The sequence below is a fragment of the Brevibacterium sp. OS20 genome (assembly GCF_056837565.1).
This window is the reverse complement of record NZ_CM166367.1, coordinates 1-22,265: the sequence shown is the minus strand read 5'-3', so window position 1 is coordinate 22,265 and position 22,265 is coordinate 1. Positions and strand designations below refer to the sequence as shown.

Annotated in this window: 15 protein-coding genes and 2 tRNA genes; 3 read left to right on the top strand and 14 right to left on the bottom strand. The window is 64.2% G+C overall.

Annotated elements, in window-relative coordinates; translation table 11 throughout:
• The first annotated feature begins 78 nt into the window (after positions 1 to 78).
• Positions 79 to 1,293, top strand: coding sequence for an MFS transporter (locus ACVZTU_RS00085; RefSeq protein WP_139467614.1), 1,215 nt, complete (start codon positions 79 to 81; stop codon positions 1,291 to 1,293).
• 13 nt (positions 1,294 to 1,306) lie between these two features.
• On the opposite strand, the gene ACVZTU_RS00080 is transcribed toward ACVZTU_RS00085, so the two are convergent.
• From ACVZTU_RS00080 to ACVZTU_RS00060, 5 genes are all read right to left on the bottom strand, one after another.
• Entirely contained in the window at positions 1,307 to 1,981 is a 675-nt protein-coding gene (locus tag ACVZTU_RS00080; RefSeq protein WP_139467613.1) for a metal-dependent transcriptional regulator, read from the bottom strand.
• A 10-nt stretch (positions 1,982 to 1,991) separates the two neighbouring features.
• Positions 1,992 to 3,299, bottom strand: coding sequence for a sodium:proton exchanger (locus ACVZTU_RS00075; protein ID WP_434592595.1), 1,308 nt, complete (start codon positions 3,297 to 3,299; stop codon positions 1,992 to 1,994).
• 140 nt (positions 3,300 to 3,439) lie between these two features.
• Complete coding sequence (locus tag ACVZTU_RS00070) at positions 3,440 to 6,001, bottom strand: excinuclease ABC subunit UvrA (RefSeq protein ID WP_482401055.1); 2,562 nt, start codon at positions 5,999 to 6,001, stop codon at positions 3,440 to 3,442.
• A gap of 145 nt (positions 6,002 to 6,146) precedes the next feature.
• Entirely contained in the window at positions 6,147 to 7,595 is a 1,449-nt protein-coding gene (locus ACVZTU_RS00065; protein ID WP_482401767.1) for an MDR family MFS transporter, read from the bottom strand.
• A gap of 249 nt (positions 7,596 to 7,844) precedes the next feature.
• On the bottom strand, positions 7,845 to 8,717 hold the full coding sequence (locus tag ACVZTU_RS00060; protein ID WP_482401054.1) for an endo alpha-1,4 polygalactosaminidase: 873 nt from the start codon (positions 8,715 to 8,717) through the stop codon (positions 7,845 to 7,847).
• A gap of 188 nt (positions 8,718 to 8,905) precedes the next feature.
• On the opposite strand from ACVZTU_RS00060, the gene ACVZTU_RS00055 reads away from it, so the two are divergent.
• Complete coding sequence (locus tag ACVZTU_RS00055) at positions 8,906 to 9,499, top strand: CHAP domain-containing protein (protein ID WP_482401053.1); 594 nt, start codon at positions 8,906 to 8,908, stop codon at positions 9,497 to 9,499.
• Between the two features lie 82 nt (positions 9,500 to 9,581).
• Here the strand turns inward: ACVZTU_RS00055 and ACVZTU_RS00050 are convergent.
• Together ACVZTU_RS00050 and ACVZTU_RS00045 are read right to left on the bottom strand one after the other, a co-directional pair.
• Positions 9,582 to 9,654, bottom strand: a tRNA-Ala gene (locus ACVZTU_RS00050).
• A 171-nt stretch (positions 9,655 to 9,825) separates the two neighbouring features.
• A tRNA-Ile gene (locus ACVZTU_RS00045) sits at positions 9,826 to 9,899 on the bottom strand.
• Positions 9,900 to 10,313: 414 nt separating this feature from the next.
• Here ACVZTU_RS00045 and ACVZTU_RS00040 point away from each other — a divergent pair.
• Entirely contained in the window at positions 10,314 to 11,390 is a 1,077-nt protein-coding gene (locus ACVZTU_RS00040) for an IS110 family RNA-guided transposase (protein ID WP_139470449.1), read from the top strand.
• A gap of 63 nt (positions 11,391 to 11,453) precedes the next feature.
• On the opposite strand, the gene ACVZTU_RS00035 is transcribed toward ACVZTU_RS00040, so the two are convergent.
• From ACVZTU_RS00035 to dnaA, 7 genes are all read right to left on the bottom strand, one after another.
• Positions 11,454 to 12,314, bottom strand: a complete 861-nt coding sequence (locus ACVZTU_RS00035; protein ID WP_482401052.1) for a DUF3566 domain-containing protein — start codon at positions 12,312 to 12,314, stop codon at positions 11,454 to 11,456.
• Positions 12,311 to 14,878: a DNA gyrase subunit A gene (gene gyrA, locus ACVZTU_RS00030; RefSeq protein ID WP_139467609.1), complete on the bottom strand. Its 2,568-nt coding sequence runs from the start codon at positions 14,876 to 14,878 to the stop codon at positions 12,311 to 12,313. The genes ACVZTU_RS00035 and gyrA overlap by 4 nt, the downstream gene beginning before the upstream one ends.
• A gap of 141 nt (positions 14,879 to 15,019) precedes the next feature.
• Positions 15,020 to 17,017 (bottom strand): DNA topoisomerase (ATP-hydrolyzing) subunit B, encoded by a 1,998-nt coding sequence (gene gyrB, locus ACVZTU_RS00025; protein ID WP_370035079.1) that lies wholly within the window; start codon positions 17,015 to 17,017, stop codon positions 15,020 to 15,022.
• 219 nt (positions 17,018 to 17,236) lie between these two features.
• Positions 17,237 to 17,749: a DciA family protein gene (locus tag ACVZTU_RS00020; protein WP_101546518.1), complete on the bottom strand. Its 513-nt coding sequence runs from the start codon at positions 17,747 to 17,749 to the stop codon at positions 17,237 to 17,239.
• The gene (recF, locus tag ACVZTU_RS00015) at positions 17,746 to 18,882 is read right to left on the bottom strand and encodes a DNA replication/repair protein RecF (protein ID WP_139909528.1); all 1,137 of its coding nucleotides are present in this window, start codon (positions 18,880 to 18,882) and stop codon (positions 17,746 to 17,748) included. The genes ACVZTU_RS00020 and recF overlap by 4 nt, the downstream gene beginning before the upstream one ends.
• Complete coding sequence (dnaN, locus tag ACVZTU_RS00010; RefSeq protein WP_172173149.1) at positions 18,883 to 20,022, bottom strand: DNA polymerase III subunit beta; 1,140 nt, start codon at positions 20,020 to 20,022, stop codon at positions 18,883 to 18,885.
• A gap of 557 nt (positions 20,023 to 20,579) precedes the next feature.
• Complete coding sequence (gene dnaA / locus ACVZTU_RS00005; protein ID WP_482401051.1) at positions 20,580 to 22,265, bottom strand: chromosomal replication initiator protein DnaA; 1,686 nt, start codon at positions 22,263 to 22,265, stop codon at positions 20,580 to 20,582.

Here is a 22,265-nt window from a genome sequence, read left to right as displayed (position 1 = left end):
CTGCATACGCGCCCTATTGCACACGCACGTGATTTCGCGACCGCGGAATCCGCTCCCCACCGAAAGGTCTGCACCACCATGCCGCTCGCACTGCTCGCTCTCGCCATCGGCGGGTTCGGAATCGGACTCACCGAGTTCGTCATCATGGGCCTTCTACCCGAGGTGGCCGCAGACTTCGCGGTCTCCGAGACCGTCGCCGGCTACCTCATCTCCGGCTATGCCCTGGCCGTGGCGATCGGAGCCATCGCGATCACCGTGGCGCTGAGCCGGGTCAATCGGAAGACGGCTCTCATCGGCCTCATGGTCCTCTTCATCATCGGCAACGGACTCTCGGCTCTCGCCCCGAGCTACGAGATGATGATGGTCGGTCGCATCGTCGCGGCACTCTGCCACGGCGCCTTCTTCGGCATCGGCGCGGTCGTGGCCGCTTCCCTGGTGCCCGCGAACCGTCAGGCCGCGGCGATCTCGATGATGTTCGCGGGTCTGACCACGGCAAACGTCCTCGGAGTCCCCTTGGGCACCTTCCTCGGCCAGGCCGCCGGATGGCGGTCGACCTTCTGGACCATCGCGGTCATCGGCATCATCGCCCTCATCGGCATAGCCGTCCTCGTCCCCTCGATTCCGGCACGATCGGACGCGGCCTCGGGCATCCTCGGCGAATTCCGCATCTTCGCCTCCGGTCAGGTGTGGGCGTCGATCCTCATCACGATCCTCGGCTACGGGGGCATGTTCGGAGCCTTCAGCTATATGGCGTTCACGCTCACCGGAGTGACCGGCTTCTCCAGCGCCGCCGTCCCATGGCTGCTCGTCCTCTTCGGAGTCGGCCTCTTCATCGGCAACATCCTCGGCGGTCGGGCGGCCGATAAGAACCTCGGGGCGACCCTGCTCACCCTGCTCATCGGTCTCGTCGTCATCCTCGCCGTGTTCTCTCTGATCGCCGAGAACAAGGTCGCCACGATCATCGCGCTGGTGTTCATGGGCGGGTTCGGCTTCGCCACGGTTCCGGCCATGCAGATGCGCATCATGCGCCACTCCGGCGACGCGCAGACTCTCGGGTCGGGAGCGAACATCGCGGCCTTCAACGTCGGCAATGCCTTCGGGGCGTGGGTCGGCGGACTGACCATCGCCTCGGGCCTCGGCTATACCTCACCGCTGTGGGCGGGTGCGCTCGTCACCGTCGGCGGGCTCATCACCCTCCTCATCGCCGGACGCGCGCGGGGAGGGGAATTGCGCCAGAAGGCAGTAAACACCGAGGCCACCGCGGATCCCGAGTGGGAATCGCAGTCGGTCTGAGGCTCTGTCTGCCTCAGCCGAGGCCGGGACCGACGCGGATCGCGTCGGCGGCGTCGAGGGCGAGTTCGATGTTCTCGTCGCCGACTCTGACCGCGATCGCCGAGGCGGCCGAGCTGATCGATCTCACCTGCAGCTTCGTGCCGATGACGATTCCACGATCGGTGAGGTAACGCAGCAGTTCAGGCGACCGGTCGGAGACGCGCACGACCTCGACCTCGACGCCCGGGGCGGTCTCCTGCAGCCGCCGGCTCGGGAAATCGGCTGTGTGCCCGTCGGCATCGGGAATCGGATCGCCGTGCGGGTCACGCTGCGGGCTTCCCAACGCTGCGTTCATCCGTTCGAGCACGAGATCGGAGACGGCATGTTCGAGTCGATCCGCCTCGTCATGGACCTGATCCCAGGTCAGCCCCAGAGCCTCGACGAGGTAGGACTCGACGATGCGGTGGCGTCTGACGATCTCGACGGCGATCTGCCGGCCCACATCGGTGAGCACGATCTGCCCGTAGGGTTCGTAGTCGATGTAGCCGTCGCGAGCGAGCTTCTTGAGGTTCGCCGACACCGTCGAGGCGGTCACTCCCAGCTGTTCGGCCATCTCGGTGGTGGCGGGGCGACCGCCGGGCCATTCGTAGGCCTTCCAGATGAGGGTGACATAGTCCTCGACCATGCGAGTGACAGAGGGGCGCGGCATGATCGTCATTCTACGCGCGGGTACCGGTCGACTTCGGGTCGGCGGACATTGTGACGGGCGGTTCGCGCTCCGGATCGGCCGCCTCGGCGGGGTCTGCACCGTCGTCACTGCGCTGCGGTCTGCGGAACGGGGCAGCGAGCGTGGGGAGGATGTCACTGCGGTGGAGGATAAGGAAGACGATCGCCAGCACCGCTTGGATCGCGGAGAGGACATAGCGGCCGGAGGTGTCCGTGACGAAGAACTGCACCCCGAAGAGCGCGGCGAGTCCCAGCGCTGGTGCCCAGTGGAAGCGCAGGGCCAAGATGATCGCCACACCGAGGAGGGTCTGCGTGGCCGTGAGCGTGAACTCCTCGATCTGCCGCCCGTCCAGAGGCAGCCCGAGACCACCCCCACCCGCGAAATGCGCGATCGGCAGGGAGCCGACGAGCAGGCTCCATTGGTTGACCTTCGAGGCGATGAGTGTGCCGATGGCGGCCCCGCCCATGCCGCGCAGGGCGAACATTGCTGCGATGATGAACTCGGGGGCCTCCGAGGCCAGCGGGGCCAGCCACTGGACGAGGAAGTAGCTGTCGATGCCCAACGCCGAACCCGAGGCCACGAGCGCCTCGGCGAACGGTTCGGCAGACAGCAGGATGATCGCTGCCGAGACGACGAACATCGTCACCACCGTGATCCGACGGGCCTTCTGCGGCATGGCGACGATGAGAGCCGCGGCGCCGACGAACTCCTCTTCGTCATCGCCGGCGGCCTGCCCGGCCCGCCACAGATAAGCGACGAAGATGAGCACGAGGGCTGAGCCGAACCAGATGGGGATGCTGCCGAGCAGCGGAATGGCGAAGGCGATCACACCGAGGATGACGAGGAAGCCGATGTCCATCCGGCTGCCCGAGTCGATGTGCAGGGAATGCTGGAAGGGGGACTTCGTCCGCTTGGCCATGCGGCGGGCGACGAGGAGGGCGATGATGACGACGAGCGGCCACCCGAAGCCGAGCAGAAGTCGGTTCGATCCGGTCATATTCGCCGCCGCGAAGTGCAGGTAATCCGGATCCGTTCCGGAGCGGAACGCGTAGTAGAGGTCCACGGCGTATTCCGGGAGGACCGCGATGAGGGCGAGCAGGGCGATCGCGAGAGCACCCGAGATGTCCTTCTGCGCCGCCTCGGCGGCCCAGGCCAGGAGGAAGGCGGCCGCGACGATGGCGGCGCCGAACGCGAGGAGCTCGAGAACCGAGGCGAGTTCGATGCCGGTGATGCGCAGCACCACGGCGGGTGCGGCGATGACGAGGCAGATCGCGATGCGGCGGATGATTGCGGTGGGCATATCTCAAGACTTCCCGCCGCGAATCGGGTGTGTCTACGCACAACTGAGACTTAGACGTCTCCAACAATTGCGGCGGGCCCCGGGATCCGCTTGTTTCTGGGGATCACACGGCCCGTTGAAACGGGTAGGTGTGCCTCAGATCACCGGAGTTCGGAGAGTGCCGCGGCGAGGTATTCTGCAGACGGCCCCTGCCCGGCGTCGACGATGTCGGCGGGGGTTCCGGTCGCCACGACCCGGCCGCCGTCGTCACCGGCGCCGGGGCCGAGTTCGACGACGTGGTCGGCGACGGCCACGACGCGCATATCGAGTTCGACCATGACGACCGTGTTGCCGGCATCGACGAGGGTCTGCAGGTGTGCGACGAGCCGGTCGGCATCCGCGCAATGCAGTCCGGAGGTGGGTTCGTCGAGGACGTAGAGGGTGTCGCCGCGCTGGGAGCGCTGGAGCTCGCTGGCGAGTTTGACCCGCTGCGCCTCACCGCCGGAGAGCTCGGTGGCGGGTTGGCCGAGGCGCAGATAGCCGAGGCCGACGTCGATGAGTGCGGTCAGGGACCGCATGATGTCGAATTCGCCGGTGAAGAAGTCGTGGGCTTCCTCGACGCTCATCCCCAGGATCTCAGCGATATTGCGTCCGCGCCACAGGATCTCCAGGGTGCTCGACTGGAAGCGGGTGCCGTGGCAGTCGGGGCATTCGGTGTAGACCGAGGGCAGGAACAGCAGCTCGACCATGACCGATCCTTCACCCTCGCAGGTGGGGCACCGTCCACCGACGACGTTGAAGGAGAAGCGACCGGGCTTGTAACCGCGCTCTCTGGCCTCAGGCGTCTCGGCGAAGCGGCGACGCACATGGTCGAACAGGCCCGTATAGGTGGCGACATTGGACCGGGGCGTGCGGCCGATGGGCCTCTGATCGATGCTCACCACCCGTCGGATCCCGGTGAGTTCGCCGGTGACGGTGCCATCGAGTTCCTCGGGTTCATCGGTGAGCAGGAGCTCGTCATCATCGGACGCGGGTTCATCAGCAGTCGCGGAGGTGCCCAGCCGGTCGCCGACGATAGCCGGGAGCACCTGGCTGACGAGGCTGGACTTGCCCGAACCCGATACTCCGGTCACGGCGGTCAGCGAGCCCAGCGGCAGATCGAGGCTGATGTCGTGGAGATTGTTGCGGCGGATGTTCTCAAGGTGCATCCAGCCTCGCGGCTGCCGGGGTTCGTGGGGTTCGAGTCCACGTCCGCCGAAGACATAGCCCCTGGTCACGGATTCGTCGATCTCGGCAAGTCCGGCCGTAGGTCCGCTGTAGAGGACGTCTCCGCCGCGTTCGCCGGCGCCGGGCCCGATGTCGACGAGCCAGTCGGCATGGCGCATGATGTCCACGGAGTGTTCGACGACGAAGAGGCTGTTCCCGCGGTCCTTCAACCCGTCGAGGATGCCCAGCAGGGCATCCACGTCCTGCGGGTGAAGGCCGGCGGAGGGTTCGTCGAGCACGTAGACGACGCCGAAGAGGTCCGAGGTCAGCTGAGTGGCCAATCGCAACCGCTGCAGCTCACCTCCGGACAGCGTCGGTGTGGTCCGATCGAGTGAGAGGTACCCGAGACCGAGATCGACGATCGGCCGGAGCCGATCGATGAGACCCTCGCCGAGGCGGACGAACGCGGCGAGCTTGTCCGCAGCCGGGTGGTCGTCTGCCTCCGCAGCCGCCTTCGCCGAGGCGACCTCATCGCGGAGGACGGACATGAGTTCATGCAGCGGCAGCGCGGAGAATTCGGCGATGTCGAGACCGGCGATCGTCACCGACAGAGCATCGGGTCTGAGTTTCTTTCCGTGGCACACGGGGCAGGGACCGGCACTGAGGAATTCGGCGACGCGCCGTTTCATCCCGGCACTCTTCGTGTTCGCAAACGTGTCGAGCACGTACTTCCGGGCTCCGACGAAGGTTCCCGAGTAGGTCGGTTCGGCGCCTGCTGCGATCGCTTCGCGCGCCTCGTCCAGCGTCAGCCGGGAGTGGACGGGAAGGTGCGGAGTCTCTTCCGTGTAGAGGATCCAATCGCGGTGTTCGCGCGGCAGGTCCTGCCAGGGGACATCGACGTCGTAGCCGAGAGCGACGAGCACATCGCGCAGCTGGTGGCCGTGCCAGGCCTTCGGCCAGGAAGCGATGGCGCGCTCCCGGATCGTCAGCGTCGGATCCGGGACCATCTTGTCCTCGGGCACCTCGTAGACGCGGCCGATTCCGTGGCATTCCGGGCAGGCACCTTCGACGGTGTTCGTCGAAAAATCCTCGGCCAACAGCATCGACTGCCCCTCCGGGTACCATCCCGCCCGTGAGTAGAGCATGCGCACGAGGCTGGACACCGTGGTGATGCTGCCGACGCTCGAGCGTGCGCTGCGCCCGCCGCGCTGCTGTTGCAGGGCGACGGCCGGCGGCATTCCCGTGATCGAATCGACGTCGGGGACCCCTGCCTGATCGATGAGCCGGCGGGCATACGGTGCCACGGATTCGAGGTAGCGGCGTTGGGACTCGGCAAAGAGGGTGCCGAAGGCCAGGGAGGATTTGCCCGATCCGGACACTCCGGTGAACACGACGAGCGCATCCCGGGGCACGGTGAGATCGACGTTGCGCAGATTGTGTTCCCTGGCCCCGCGGACCCGCACGTCCGGCTGGATCTCGGTCGAGGATGTCGGAGCCGAGGGCACAGAGGAGGTCATGAGGTCACCGTACCAAGGTCGGAACCTCCGATCACCGAGGTGGCCGACGACAGAACCCCTCGTTCCGGGAAATTCGGAACGAGGGGTTCGATGTGCCTCAGTCGGCCGCTGTCATGGGCCGACCTTTATTCGGCGGGGCCGACCGTCATTCGGCGGGGCTGGCCTCGGTCGGTTCGACCACCTCGGCGGGGTACTCTTCCTGGTCCTCCGGCTTGCGGATGAAGAACGCGAGGACGATCGGGACGATCGCGATGACCGTCGCCAACAGGAACGCGGCGTGACCGCCGGGGGCACCCGCCTCGGGGACGGACTTGCCCTCCGCCTGACCCGAGTGCAGGGCCGCGGAGTAGATCGAGATGAGCAGCGCGGTGCCGGCAGCTCCCGCGACCTGCTGCAGGGTGTTGAGCGCTGCCGAACCATGGGAGTACAGGTGGCGCTCCAGCGATCCCAGCGAGGCGGAGAACAGCGGGGTGAACGATGCGGCCAGGCCCAATGACATGACGATCTGGACGATGATGAGCAGCCAGATCGGCGTTCCCACGCCGGCCGTCGAATACGCGAACATCGAGGACGCGATCATGATCGTGCCGGGCACGAGGAGCGTCTTCGGTCCGCGGGCGTCGTAGATCCGACCCATCACCGGTCCGAGCAGACCCATGATCACCGAACCGGGCAGAAGTACGAGACCGGACTGGGTGGCACCGAGTCCGACGACGCTCTGCAGGTACAGCGGCAGCAGGGAGAACGTGCCGAACATGGACAGGGCGACGACGGCCATGATGATGACCGAGAAGACGTAGTTCCGCGAATTGAACACACGCAGGTCGAGCAGGGCGCGCTCGCCCTTCTGCAGGACGAGCTGACGCCACACGAAGAGCGCGAGGAAGACGACTCCGCCGCCGATCGTCGCCCAGGCCAGGGTGCTCGTCGATCCGCCGCCCGCCTCACCGCCGTGGCCTCCGCCGAACTGGCTGAGGCCATAGACGATGCCGCCGAAGGCGAAGACGGACAGAACGATGGAGATGACATCGATCGGGGCGTGCGTCGACTCGCCGAGGTTGGTCATCCACTTCGCGCCGAGTGCCAGTGCGATGAGCGCGATGGGCAGGATGATGCCGAAGAGCCAGCGCCAGCCCAGCGAATCGAGGACGATGCCCGACATCGTCGGTCCGATGGCCGGGGCCAGCGAGATGACAAGGCCGACTCGACCCATCATCCGACCGCGCGAATGCGCCGGGACCACGTTCATCATCGTGGTCATCAGCAGGGGCATCATGATGCCGGTTCCTGCGGCTTGGACGATCCGTCCGATGAGGAGCAGCAGGAAGCCCTGCGAAACGAGGCAGATGAGCGTGCCCGCAGAGAACAGGATCATCGCGGCCAGGAAGATCTGGCGGGTGGTGAAACGCTGCAGGAGGAAACCGGTCGTCGGAATGACGACGGCCATGGTGAGCATGAAAGCGCTGGTCAGCCACTGGCCGAGCTCCGGAGGGATGTCGAGGGCCTTGTTGAGTTCGGGAATGGCGATGGCCATCGTCGTCTCATTGAGAATGGCCACGAAGGCAGCCACCAACAGCAGCCAGATGACCTTCATACCGGCGGGGTCGATGGTGTCGTTATGCTGTGTCTGCGCGTGTGCGGGTGAGCTGTCGCTGGACAAGACGGTGCTCCGTTCGGATGTGTCTGAGGGGCCCGGGATGTGGGCGGAGGTCGCACGCAGATGCCGAATCGACGCGCAGACGAAAGTGTCAACAGCATCTCAGACTAACGTATTCCCGAATACCTCCGACAGTGGGGAGAACCCGAAATCGCGGCGATCTTCGTCACTGCTCGCTCGGTCTCCTCAGCAGGTGTCGTATCGGTACCCATGATCGCCTGCGGCGACGAGATCGCGGTCGCGCAGGATCATCAGCGGCGGACGATCCGGGACGGTGCAGGCGGCGGCGAAGTCCAGCCCCGCCTCGGCGAGGGTGTCGGGATATTCGATGGCGAGGACACGATCGCCGTAGATCTCGGTGTACGCAGTGCATTCGTCGAAGGCGGCGCATTCCTCGGCCACGGCGAAGTCGAAGCCGAGCTGAGAATGCGCGGTGTCGGCGAGCTCGGCGGCGTTCTTCTGTGCGACCGACAGACCATGGGCGTGGGCACGGTCGACATACGCGGCCGCGAGTTCCAGGGCACCGGTTCGGTCGATGTCGGGGAATCGGTCGGCCGTGTCGAGATTGTCGATCTCCACGGCGTCGAATCCGGATTCGGCGCAGCCGTCGATGACGGGTCCGATGACATCGAGGATCTGGGATCGTCGGTCTGCGGTCGAGGGGTCGAGGATGTGTTCGTCAGGCCAATCCGGGTCGACGACCAGGTCACCGACGGCATCGTGGAGCAGCAGGTCAGCGTGGTCGCGCCAGTCCGCAGCCTCGTCAGGTTGGGTCTGGAAGCCGTTGACGTAGCAGACGGAGTAGGCCCCGGTCAGCGGCGCGGCACCCGCGTCGCGGACGACGATATCGATGCGGCCCCGCGAATCCGGCAGCGAGTCATAGGATCCGCCGAGCTGGTAGTCGAAGGTTCCTGACGTCGGCAGCGAGGGAGCTCCTGAGGTCGGCATCGTCGATGGCGGCGAAGCGTTCGCTGAACAGCCGCCCATTGCCACCGCAATGCCGATGGCGACCGCGGCCGCCATCCACCGCGGTGGAATCGGGCTCAGCAGAGGTCTCATGGAAACACTGTAGACGGAGGCGGCCGGCATCGATGTCGCGACGGAGTTCACACTCTCTTCGATTCGACGTATCGGATGTTCACTTAAGCGCTGTTAACGTCGGCAGAGGAGACGACCCGTCACCGAGGCGGATCGTCTCCTGGAAAGTCACTACCAGTCACACAGTCAAGCGGAACGAACGGATGAGAATGACTCTGAAGAACGTCACCACGAAGACCATGACAGCTGCGATGATCGCCGGAGCCGCCGTGCTCGGCTCCAGTTCGATCGCCTCCGCCGCCCAGCCGGCGGCACCGCCCGCCGCTTCCGCGGGAGCCGCCTCCGCCGCAGCCGAGAACTCGGCTGCGGACTCCGGCACCGCCTCGGCGAGCCCGGAGGCGGAGAAGAAGTTCTCGAACATCGGAGACTTCCTCAAGCACTACAAGGGCCAGTCGCTGGCGAACTCGCAGGGCGGCTACCAGGGAGAATGCGTCAGCCTCATCTCCCGGGCCCTCGAAGAGGTCCACGGCGTCGACCACGGAGCGTGGGGCAACGCCGTCGACTATCAGGCAGGCGGCTCCGGCGGTGACAAGATGAAGGCGAACGGCTTCACCTGGCACACCGACCAGAAGTTCAAGAACGGCGACATCCTCGTCTGGGGCGACGGCGACAACACCACCTCCTACGGTCACATCGGCATCTACTACGAAGGCCAGGTGTGGCACCAGAACTTCAACGGCGACCGCAGCCTGCACACCTATGACGGCCTCATCGATGGCTACTTGGGCTACTGGCGCGCCTGATAGGTTTTCGCAACGACGAAGGCTCCGAACCACATTGGTTCGGAGCCTTCGTTCTACGAGTGCTGTCTCAAAACTACTCGAGTGGAGGTAAGGGGACTCGAACCCCTAACCCTCTGCTTGCAAAGCAGATGCGCTACCAATTGCGCCATACCCCCGAAACGGGTTCACACCCTCACACCGAGTCGGTGTGTTCGGACCATTCGGCTTGGGCACTCTGGTTCTGGTGCCGCCACCCGAAGAACACTCCCAGTCCCACTAACGTGAGACCGCTGAGAATCCATCTTCTCATGATCCTCCTCGAAAGGAAATCCTGTTGTGACAGGACGTGGGCCTACCTGGACTTGAACCAGGGACCTCTTCGTTATCAGCGAAGCGCTCTAACCGCCTGAGCTATAGGCCCTCATCGGGTGAACCCGAAGTAAAACAATACCCATCGACCGCAGCTAAACACAAATCGACGCCCAGTGACCCCTCTCACACCCTCCCAGAACTACCTGACGGCTGTGAGTCTTGGTAGTGGCTGGTCTGGGACCGGCTGGCAGAGTAGGTGCTGGCCTCTCCACCCCGTGATCGTGACTCAACCTGGCGGTGACCCACCCCCTTTTGGTGGTGTCTTCGGGCCGATTTGTCCGATCACATGGGTGGTGCGGCCGGCACCGACTCGGCCCACCTCGGTAACTTGATCAGAAGGCTGTCCGCCCCTTGCCGGGGCGTGACTCATCACAGTGTTGTTCCGAAGTGACCTCATCCCGGACCGGTACCGGCCGCAAGCGGCCGCACAACCTATCGGTCAAACAGGGAGCTTCGAACCGCTATGTCCATTGTCGCGCACTTATACAACTTCTTCATCGGCGTCGATACACACGCCAGAAAACACGTCTACACGATCATCACCAACACCGGCATCCTCGTGGCTACCGGCAGCTTCCCGACATCTCGGGCCGGCATCAAACGGGCCCTGACCTGGGCCGGCCGGTGGACGAAAGGTGACCTCGACACCCTGTGGGTCGTGGAAGGAACCGCATCCTACGGGGCGGTGCTGACCGGTCATATCGCCACGACCGAATACCCCGTGGTCGAAGCTGGACGCATGGATGCCAAAGCCCGGTACGGCGTGGGTAAGAGCGATGAGCTCGACTCCTACCGGATCGCGAAGTCCGTGCTGGCGCTACACACCGACCAGCTGCGGTGGCCACGCCAAGGCGAAGGAGTCCGCCAGGGCCTGCGCGTGCTGTTGGCAGCCCGGGACGCGATGACCACCGAACGGACCCGGATGATCAACTCCCTGACCGCGTTGGTGCGCACTGTCGCTCTGGGAATTGATGCCCGTAACTCGTTGACCGATGCCCAGTTCGTCGAGATCTCGAAGTGGCGGTCGAGGAAGGAAGACATCGGCCTGGCCACGTCCCGGGACGAAGCGGTCCGTTTAGCTCAACGCGTCCTCGATCTTGATGACGATCTGCAGGACAACCATGACAAGCTCGCTGAACTTGTTGAGGCCAGTCCGGCGGCAGTCTTGCTGGCCGAACCCGGGATCGGTACGTTCACTGCCGCGGTGTTCTTCACCGCCTGGTCGCATCCGGGACGAGTCCGTAACGCGGCTGCGTTCGCAGCCCTGGCAGGGGCGAATCCGATCCCTGCTTCGTCGGGCAACACGCAACGACACCGGTTGAACAGGGGTGGGGATCGGCAGTTGAACCGGGCCCTGCACACGGTGATCACGAACCGGATGATCCACGATGAGAGAACCAGGGATTATGTTGCCCAGCGCTTTGGTGAGGACCCGACGAAGAAGTCGAAGAGGGAACTCAAGCGCAAGCTCAAATGGTATCTCGCGCGTCGAGTTTTCAAGATTCTCAACGGGCTAGAAACAATTCCCACGCCGGCTTGACAGACATAGAAGGATCGGCCCAGATACCTCGCGCGAGGTTGCTGAGCCGCCGTCAGGTAGCAATCAGTCGTCGGTGAGGGTGAGGCTGAATCCGCCGGCGATGAGGGAGCCGATGTTGTAGATGAAGGCCGCCAGCGTCGACAGCGCCGTCATCAGCACGATGTTGATGACCGCGATGATGAAGCCGGCCGCGACGACTCGGCCGAAGCCGAAGATGCCGACGATCCGCTCGGCCGACTCTGCGCCGGCGAGCTCGCTCATCGTCGATTCGAGGCCGCTCATCACACCGGTCGCCTGCAGCACGACCCACAGGACGATGAAGGCGACGATCGTGGCGATGCCGATCGCCACGGACATGAGGAACGACATCTTCATGACCGACCACGGATCGACCGCGGAGACGGTGAGGCGGACGGTGCGGGGGCCTTTCTTCTTCTTGCCCTTCCCGCTGTCGACCATGTTCTTCACACCCATCTTCACGCTGCCGGAGCTCGCGCGGACGGTGTTCGCGGCATTTCCCATCACCGAGGTGGCGCTGCGGTTGCCGCCGCCCGATCCCTGGGAACCTGTTCCCTGTGAACCGGAAGTCGGTGCGCCTAATCCCTGGGACCCGGTCTGAGCACCCGATCCCTGAGATCCGGTGTGTGCCGACGGCGTCGAGCCCGCCGAGGGTGCCCGGTTGGGCTTCGGCGAGGCCTTCGGAGCGGGAGGTGCGACGACGGTGGCGTTCTGGCTGTTCGGTCCCGAAGAGCCGCGACCGGGGCCGGATCCCTGTTTCGCGCCGGTTCCCGACCCGGAGTTCGAGCCTGAACCGCTTGCCGCAGCCGACTTGTCGTCCGACTTCGACGATCCGGCCGTCAGACGGGTCGAGCCGCTCGACGTGCGTATGATCTTGCCTGAGCCTGGCTGTTTGCTATCGCTCACTCTTCCACATCCTCGTTGCCGGTCTGAGGCTCTGCGACCTCACCTTCCGGGACTTCGGCATCGTCTTCGCTTTCGATCTCGTCTTCGACCTCGGCTTCGGGCCCACGGGTCACTGCGATAATACGATCTTTCTTATCCGGTTTCGCGAACACCACACCCATGGTGTTGCGTCCCTTCGCCGGAACTTCATCGATGCTCGACCGAACGATCTTACCGCGCTCCATGACCACGAGGACCTCCTCACCGTCTTCAACGATGAGTCCGCCTACCAAGTCTCCGCGCTGTTCGGTGATCTTCGCAACCCGGATTCCCAGACCGCCGCGCCCCTGCAGGCGGTACTCGTCGACCGGGGTGCGCTTGGCGAACCCGGCTTCCGTGACGACGAAGACGTAGGTGTCCGGCCGAACGACGTCCATCGTGAGCAGCTCGTCGTCGTCCTTGAACTTCATACCTGTGACGCCACCAGTGACTCGGCCCAGGGGACGGATCGACTCGTCATCGGCGGCGAAGCGGATCGACATGCCCTTGCGCGAGATCAGCAGCAGGTGATCCTCGGCACCGACGATGCGGGCCGAGACCAACTCATCGGGCTGACCCTTGTATTCGCGCAGGTTGATGGCGATGACACCGCCGGTGCGGTTCGAGTCGTACTCGCTCAGGCGGGTCTTCTTCACCACACCGGAACGGGTGGCGAGGATGAGGAAGTCGGCTACTTCGTAGTCCCGGATCGACAGCACCTGTGCGATCGTCTCACCTGGTTGGAGGGCGAGCAGGTTCGCTACGTGCTGGCCCTTGGCGTCCCGTGAGCCTTCGGGCAGCTCATAGGCCTTCGCCCGGTACACGCGACCGGTGTTCGTGAAGAACAGCAGCCAGTTGTGGGTCGAGGTGACGAAGAACTGTTCGACGACGTCGTCGCCGCGCAGTGCCGCGCCCTTGATGCCCTTGCCGCCACGGTGCTGGGCCCGGTAGAGGTGGGTCTGGGTCCGCTTCGCGTAACCGCCGCGGGTGATCGTGACGACGACCTCTTCCTCGGGGATGAGGTCCTCCATGGACACGTCTCCGTCGAATCCGGCGAGGATCTTCGTCCGGCGATCGTCACCGTAGCGCTCGACGATCTCGTCGAGTTCCTCGGACACGATCTCACGCTGGCGAGCCGGGGTTGCCAGGATGTGGTTGTACTCGGCGATCTGCTGCTCGATCTTCTCGGCCTCTTCCTGGATCTTCAGTCGCTCCAGTGCGGCCAGTCGGCGCAGCTGCAGGTCGAGGATCGCATTGGCCTGGAGTTCGTCGACCTCGAGCAGCTCCATCAGTCCGCTCCGCGCCTCGTCCGAGGACGGGGAGCGGCGGATCAGGGCGATGACCTCGTCGAGGGCGTCGAGGGCCTTGAGGTAGCCGCGCAGGATATGCGCGCGTTCTTCGGCCTTGCGCAGACGGAACTGCGTGCGACGGACGATCACTTCGATCTGGTGCTTGACCCACAGACGCAGGAAGGAGTCGATGCTCAGTGTGCGCGGCACGCTGTCGACGAGGGCCAGCATGTTCGCGGAGAAGTTCTCCTGCAGCGACGTGTGCTTGTACAGGTTGTTGAGCACGACCTTGGCCACGGCATCGCGCTTGAGCACGATGACCAGGCGCTGACCGGTGCGGCCCGAGGACTCGTCGCGCAGATCGGCGATGCCGGCGACCTTGCCGTCCTTGACGTAGGAGGCGATCTTCGCAGCCAGGGTGTCCGGGTTGACCATGTACGGCAGCTGAGTGACGACGAGGCAGGTCCGGCCCTGGATCTCTTCGACTTCGACGACGGCGCGCTGGGTGATCGATCCGCGACCGGTGCGGTAGGTGTCCTCGATGCCCTTGCGACCGAGGACCGTCGCACCCATCGGGAAGTCGGGTCCCTTGACGATGCCGAGGAGGGCCTCGAGCGCCTCTTCCTTGCTCGCCTCCGGGTGGGACAGCAGCCACTGTGCGCCCTGGGCGACCTCACGCAGGTTGTGGGGAGGAATGTTCGTGGCCATACCCACGGCGATGCCTGCCGAGCCGTTGACCAGCAGGTTCGGGAACCTGGAGGGCAGGACCATGGGTTCCTGGTTGCGGCCGTCGTAGTTGTCCTGGAAGTCGACGGTGCCTTCTTCGATGTCCCGGACCATCTCCATGGCCAGGGGCGCCATCTTGCACTCGGTATAACGCGGTGCGGCCGCTCCGTCGTCGCCCGGGGAGCCGAAGTTGCCCTGACCGGCCACGAGCGGGTAGCGCATCGTCCACGGCTGCACGAGGCGGACCATGGCATCGTAGATCGCCGTGTCACCGTGCGGATGGTACTGGCCCATCACGTCGCCGACGACGCGCGAGCACTTGGAGAAGTTGCGGTCGGGGCGGTACCCGCCGTCGAACATCGCGTAGAGCACGCGGCGGTGGACGGGCTTGAGTCCGTCACGGACGTCGGGCAGGGCACGTCCGACGATCACGCTCATCGCGTAATCGAGGTACGACCTCTGCATCTCGAGGTTGAGATCAACCTGTTCGATCCGGTTGATTTCTGTTCCGATATCGTTCTCGTCGGCCAATGTGGGCTCTTCCCTTGTGTTCGAACCGTGTCCGGCTGGATCTCAGCCGTGTGCGGCGGCGATTGGTGCGTGCAAAGAATGGGGGCGGTGCATCCGGTCTCCCACCCTCACCGAGGCGGCTGCCCCGGTGAGGACGGACGATCAGATATCGAGGAAGCGGACGTCCTTCGCGTTCTCCTGGATGAAGCGGCGACGCGAATCCACGTCATCGCCCATGAGGACGGTGAAGATCTCGTCGGCGACGATCGCATCGTCGAGCGACACCTGCTTGAGCAGCCGGTGGTCGGGATCCATCGTCGTCTCCCACAGCTCCTCGTAGTTCATCTCGCCCAGACCCTTGTAGCGCTGGATCGCGAGATCCTTGGGCAGTCGCTTGCCGGCGGCCCGCCCGGTCTCGAGCAGTCCGTCGCGTTCCTTATCGGTGTAGGCGAACTGGTGCGGGGCGTTCGACCACTTGATGCGATAGAGCGGCGGGGTGGCGAGGTAGACGTAGCCGTGCTCGATGAGCGGCTTCATGTACCGGAAGATCAGCGTCAGCAGCAGGGTCGTGATGTGCTGACCGTCGACATCGGCGTCGGCCATGAGGACGATCTTGTGATAGCGCAGCTTCTCGAGATCGAACTCCTCACCGATGCCGGTGCCGAAGGCCGTGATCATCGCCTGGACCTCGTTGTTGCCCAGCGCACGGTCGAGTCGAGCCTTTTCGACGTTGAGGATCTTTCCGCGCAGCGGCAGGATCGCCTGAGTGTTCGGATTGCGGCCCTGAGTCGCCGAGCCGCCGGCCGAGTCACCCTCGACGATGAAGACTTCCGAGATCGTCGGATCCTTCGACTGGCAGTCCTTGAGCTTGCCGGGCATGCCCGAGGACTCGAGCAGTCCCTTGCGGCGAGTGGCCTCACGCGCCTTGCGAGCGGCCAAGCGGGCCTGGGAGGCCTGCAGCGCCTTGCGCACGACGTCCTTGGCCTGGGCCGGGTTCGACTCGAACCAGTGCCCGAGTTCGTCGCGGACCACGCGCTGGACGAAGCCCTTGACCTCGGAGTTGCCGAGCTTCGTCTTCGTCTGACCCTCGAACTGGGGATCGCCGAGCTTGACGGAGATGACGGCCGTGAGTCCCTCGCGGATGTCATCGCCGGTGAGGTTCGGGTCCTTGTCGCGCAGCAGCTTCTGTTCCTTCGCATACGCGTTGACCAGCGAGGTCAGAGCCGTGCGGAAGCCCTCTTCGTGAGTGCCGCCCTCATGGGTGTTGATGACGTTTGCATAGGTGTGGACGGACTCGTTGTACGACGTCGTCCACTGCATCGCGATCTCGAGCGCGAGAGTCTGTTCGCCCTCTTCGGCTTCGAAGACGATGACATCAGGGTGGACAAGATCGGCCTTCTTCGTCGAGTTGAGGTACTCGACATAGTCGAGCAGACCGTTCGCGTACTCGTAGGTGACGGTGCGCGGCTTCCACTCGGTCGCCTCGTCCTCGTCGATCTGGACATCGTCGTCATCGACTTCGTTGTGGCGCTCATCGGTGAGGCTGATCTTCAGGCCCTTGTTGAGGAAGGCCATCTGCTGGAAGCGCGCACGGAGGTACTCGTAGGAGAAGTCCGTGGTCTCGAAGATCGAGCCGTCCGGCCAGAAGGTCACGGTCGTGCCCGTCTCATCGGTGGCTTCGCCGCGCTGCAGTTCGCCGTTGGGCACACCACGGTCGAAGTCCATCGTCCACACGTAGCCGTCGCGCCTGACCTCGACCTCGAGTCGTTCGGACAGTGCGTTGACGACGGTCGAACCCACGCCGTGGAGACCGCCTGCCACGGCGTATCCGCCGCCGCCGAACTTACCGCCGGCGTGGAGGATCGTGAGGATCACCTCGACGGTCGGCTTGCCTTCCGTCGGGTGCATCGCCACCGGCATTCCACGGCCGTCATCGGCGACACGGACGCCTCCGTCGGCGAGGATGGTGACCTCGATATGATCGCAGTAGCCGGCCATCGCCTCGTCGACCGAGTTGTCGACGATCTCCTGAACGAGGTGGTGGAGACCACGTTCCGAGGTCGAACCGATGTACATGCCGGGCCGTTTCCGGACTGCCTCGAGACCCTCGAGAACAGTGATGTCGCCGGCATCATAATGAGGCTGATCCTCGGTCGTCATATGACTCCTTGCTCGGATGGTCGCTATCAGCTCCCCATTCTACCGCGCCGCACGCTGAAATGCCCGTAAGCGGCCTGTGAAGGCATATTTCCCGAATTTTCGTGCCGCAGATGTACCCCCGGACAGGTGAGGTAGCGGCTATGGCCGTTTAAGGCCCTCTGTGTTCTTCTCAGAAATACAGGGATTCTTCCCGGAATTTCGCCGAGGCGGCTGCCCACTTCACCCGAATGTGTCCCGGGGTCCGCGGCCGGCCACCGATCGTCGACCGCGTTTGAAGCTGCGTCCCTGTGGCCCCTTGATCTCGATCTCGGTGATCGTCGCCGAACCCAGCCCTTCCTCGAGTCTGCGCAGGATCGTCGGTTTGAGCACCCGCAGCTGGGTCGCCCAGGTCGTCGAGTCTGCGGCGATGACGAGCAGGGGAGGAGAGAAGTCGACGGGCGTCGCGTGCTGGGCCACCTGGGGTCCGACGAGGTCGGGCCACCGGCCGAGCACCTTGCCGATGTCGAGTGAGGACGACCAGCCGCGGTCCGTGATGAGCGACCCGAGCACGGATGACACGGTCTTCGGGTCACGGCCGTCACGACCCGATCCGGAGTAGACGGCTTCGCCGCGCAGGCGGGAACGGCGACGGCTGCGGACGAACTTCGCTTCGGTGACCTCCATCCGTCGGACTCGGTCGAGAGCTTCGAGTGCGGCGACGGGAGTGGAGTAGTCCCGGTCGATGCCGCTCATGATGCGCCGCTCTGCAGAAGTCGGGACTGGTCGATCCGGATTCCTTCGAGACCATCGGGCAGATCGGAGTCGACGGCCGCGGTGATGAAGACCTGTTCGGCCGATGTCACTCTGGACGCCAGACGCTGACGCCGACCGGTGTCGAGTTCGGCGAAGACGTCATCGAGGACGAGGATCGGCTGTTCAGCGGCGCTTCCGGCATCGGCGGAGAGCAGATCCCACCCTGCCAGCTGCATGGCCAACGCCAGCGACCAGGTCTCTCCGTGAGAGGCATAGCCTTTTGCCGGATGGGTTCCGATCATCAGGGACAGATCATCGCGACCGGGTCCGTGCAGGGTCAGTCCGCGCTCGATCTCAGTCGTGCGGCGACGATCGAGGGCCGCCAGCAGCAGCTCCTTGCAGTCGGCAGCGGATGCTGCCTGCGAGTAGTCGATGCGCGAATCGTAGGCGATGTGGGCGCCTTGCCGTTCCAGTCGGGCATCGGCTGCGATATAGGCGAAGTTCGTCTGCAGCGGCTCGACGATATCGGCGAGGATCCGCTGTCGCCCGAAGACGAGTTCGGCAGCGGAGTCCGCGTAGGCCATATTCCAGATGTCGAGTGTCGCCTCGAGGCCGGGATCGCGGTCCTCGCGGAGCCGTTTGAGCAGAGCATTGCGCTGTTTGAGTGCCCGTTCGAAGTCCGTGATGATCGAAGCGAAGCGCGGATTTCGCGCCACGACGAGCGTGTCGATCCACGACCGGCGTTCGGCCGGTTCACCGCGGACCAGACTGAGATCCTCGGGAGCGAAGACGACGCAGGAGACGAGGCCGAGGATGTCCTTGAGCTTCACCGCATTGCGGTTGACCCGGGCCCGGTTGGCACCCTTGGCCTGGATAGTCACCTCGACGGTGGCATGCCGCTGATCCCGGTTGACCAGTGCGGACACCGTCGCAGCCGGTCGCCCCTCGTGGACGAGCGGAGCGTCGAAGGCCACCCGATGGGAGCGCTGATGAGCGAGGTACCCGATCGCCTCGACGATATTGGTCTTCCCGGTCCCATTGTCGGCCACGAATGTGGTGACTCCGGGTGAGAACTCGAGGTCGAGTTCCGGATACGACCGATAGTCACGCAGGGAGAGTCGGGATATCCACATTCAGATGCGCGTGGGCATGAGCAGATAGCGATAGGACTCGTCGGCAGGACCGTCGAGTTCCTTCTGCCCGGAGATGATGACCGGCTTCATCGGCTGCGTGAAGGAGAAGTTCACGTACGGGCTCTCGACAGCGGCGAGACCTTCGGCGATGTAGTGCGGGTTGAAGCCGACGGTGATCTCGTCGCCCTGGAGGGTGGCTTCGACGGCTTCGGAGGCCTGAGCGTCGTCACCGGTGCCGGCGTGGAGGGTGAGCATGCCGTCGGTGACCTCGAAGCGCAGCGGTGTGTTGCGTTCTGCCACGAGTGAGACGCGGCGAACGGCTTCGCGCAGCACGGCGGTCTCGACGATGGCATGGATCGGCACCGAATCCGGGAACAGCGACCGGACCTTCGGGTACTCGCCCTCGATGAGCAGCGAGGTGGTGACTCGACCCGCCGAGGTGAAGGAGATGAGGTCCTTGCCGGCATCGGTGCTCAGGCCGATCGTGACATCGCCGCCGAGGGACTTCGAGACATCGGAGAGCGTGCGTCCGCGCAGCAGAGCCACGGCCGAGACGTCGGGGCGTCCCGGGTTCCAGGTGAATTCGCGAACGGCCAGACGATAGCGGTCGGTGGCGAGCATCGTGACCTTCTCGCCCTCGATCTCGACTCTCACGCTGGTGAGGATCGGCAGGGTGTCGTCTTTCGAGGTCGCGATCGTGACCTGTGAGACGGCGTTCTGGAACTCACCGGCCGAAACGGTGCCCGAGTCGTCGGGGATCTGCGGCAGCGCGGGGTATTCGGCCACAGGCATCGTCATGAGTGAGAAGCGCGAGGATCCGCAGGTCACGTCGACTTTCGCATCGATCTGTTCGAGAGTGACCTCTTGGTTCGGCAGAGCCTTGGAGATGTCGGCGAGCAGACGCCCGGAGACGAGGACCGTTCCTGCGGAGGCGACGTCGGCAACGATCTCGACGCGGGATGAGACTTCGTAGTCGAAGACGGCGAGACGCACTGTGCCGCCGGCTTCGGCGGTGATGAGGATGCCGGTGAGGACCGGAGCGGAAGGACGGTTGGGCAGAGTCTTGGTCGCCCAGGCAACAGCGTCAGCGAGAACGTCGCGATTGACTTTGAACTTCAAGGGGGATGCTTCCGCGTTCACTTTACTCCTTCGGGGTGGCCACCCGACCTGCACTGGGCATCTGGCACGAGATTCCGGGTTGCGAGTCACAGGCTCGATACTGCTCGGAAAACTTTACACAGCCTATCCGATTTGTGCCCACCTCAGGAGTGGCGGCCGAAAAGGGATGCCAGGGGTGCTCAGCGAGCGAATCTCGCATTCGAGAATCAGCCGAGATCCTGTGTTCGAATATTCTGCAGGTCCATGACTCTCTCGACCTCGAGCTCGTGAGCTCGAAGCTCATCCACCGCAGCAGTCGGTGGCGGTCGCCCTCTTAAGAGTTGAATTCACTTGGTAGAAGTATCAGCACATGTGGACACTGTGGACAAGTGCCGCTTACCCCAGAGTAATCAAGGGTTCTGAGCCATTATGGGCTTGTGGATGCCATGTGCACCGTGACCGAGGCGTCGGTGGGCGCTTGGGTAAACACAAGCATGTAGTTCACATCTTTCCACCCGTGGAGCAGTTCTGTCCACCGTTCTGTCCCCAAGCTGTGAGCAATTGTCCCCAGGGTTATCCACAGATGTGTATGACGTCTTCTATAGGCGGTGCTGTTGTTTAATGCGGTTTGTGAGTTCGGTGACCTGGGTGTAGACGGCCCGTCGTTCGGCCATCTGAGTTCGAATCTTCTTGTTCGCGTGCATCACGGTGGTGTGATCGCGTCCACCGAACGCCTGTCCGATCTTCGGCAGGGAGAGGTCGGTGAGCTCGCGGCACAGGTACATGGCGATCTGCCTGGCCGTCGTCAGCGTCCTGGACCGGGAGGTTCCGCACAGGTCATCGAGGGTGAGGCTGAAGTAGGCAGCGGTCTGGCCCATGATGTCCGCGGCCGTGACCGCAGGGGTGTCATCGGGGGTGATGAAGTCCTTGAGCACGGTCTCGGCCAAGGAGACGTCGATCTGCTGATCGTTGAGGTTGGCGAATGCCGTGACCCGGATGAGAGCGCCTTCGAGTTCGCGGATGTTCGAGGACACACGGGAGGCGATGTATTCGAGGACATCGTCGGGAACATCGAGCTGCTCGGCTGCGGCCTTGCGGCGCAGAATCGCGAACCGAGTCTCCATATCCGGCGGCTGCACGTCCGTGAGCAGACCCCATTCGAATCGGGAGCGCAGCCGCTCTTCGAAGCCCTTGAGCATCTTCGGCGGCTGATCGGAGGTGATGACGACCTGTTTGGCCTCATTGTGCAGAGCGTTGAACGTATGGAAGAACTCTTCGACGGTCGCATCCTTGCCCTGCAGGAACTGGATGTCGTCGATCATGAGGATGTCGACCTCACGGTAGCGGCGCTGGAATGCCGGACGCAGAGCATTCGAGGTTTTCGATGAGCCGATCGTATTGATGAAGTCGTTGACGAACTCTTCGCTGGAGACGTACTTCACTCGGATCTCCGGGAACAGCTGAGTCGCGTAGTAGCCGATCGCATGGAGCAGATGGGTCTTGCCCAATCCCGAGTCCCCATAGATGAACAGAGGATTGTAGGCCTTGGCCGGTGCCTCGGCGACAGCGAAGGCCGCTGCATGGGCGAACCTGTTGGAAGCGCCGATGACGAATGTGTCGAAGGTGTACTTCGGATTGAGCTGAGCGACGCCGGGAGCATCGACGGGCGGGCCCATCGGGGCGGCGGTCGCCTCGGCGATCTTCATCTCACGGTCGGTCATCCCGGAATCGGCGGGAGCCTGCGGCTGCGAGGCGGGCGTCTGCGTTGCCGGCGGTGCCGATGCCTGCGCCTGCGGCAACTGGGTGTCCGAGGTCTGCGCGGCCGGCTGGCCCTGACTCGGCTGGGCGGATTCGGGCGTCGAATGATCGGCGGGGACCGGTCGGACCGGTTCGGCCGCCTCGGTGGGGATGGGTTCCGGCGATTCCGTCGCCGAGGAGGAGGTGGCCGGATCGATGGGAACCTGAGTTCCCGGTGTCGGCTCTCCGATGAGTTCTTCGAAGCGGATCGGCACGTCGAGTTCGGGATCGACGACGAATCCGAACGTCACTTCGAACCCGAGGACCTTGGAGAACTCCCTGGTCAGGGGGCCGAGCAGTCGAGTCTCGATGGTGCGGCGGGTGTGTTCTTCGCGCACGGCGAGAAGGATGAGGGCATTGTCGACGAGGGCCTTCGGCACGGCGAGGGAGAGGAAACCCTTCTGGTGCGACGAGAGGCCCGGGTCCTTTTCCAGGTTTGAGACCACCGTGTGCCAGCGGCTGATGAGCTCATTCTTGGAATTCGACAC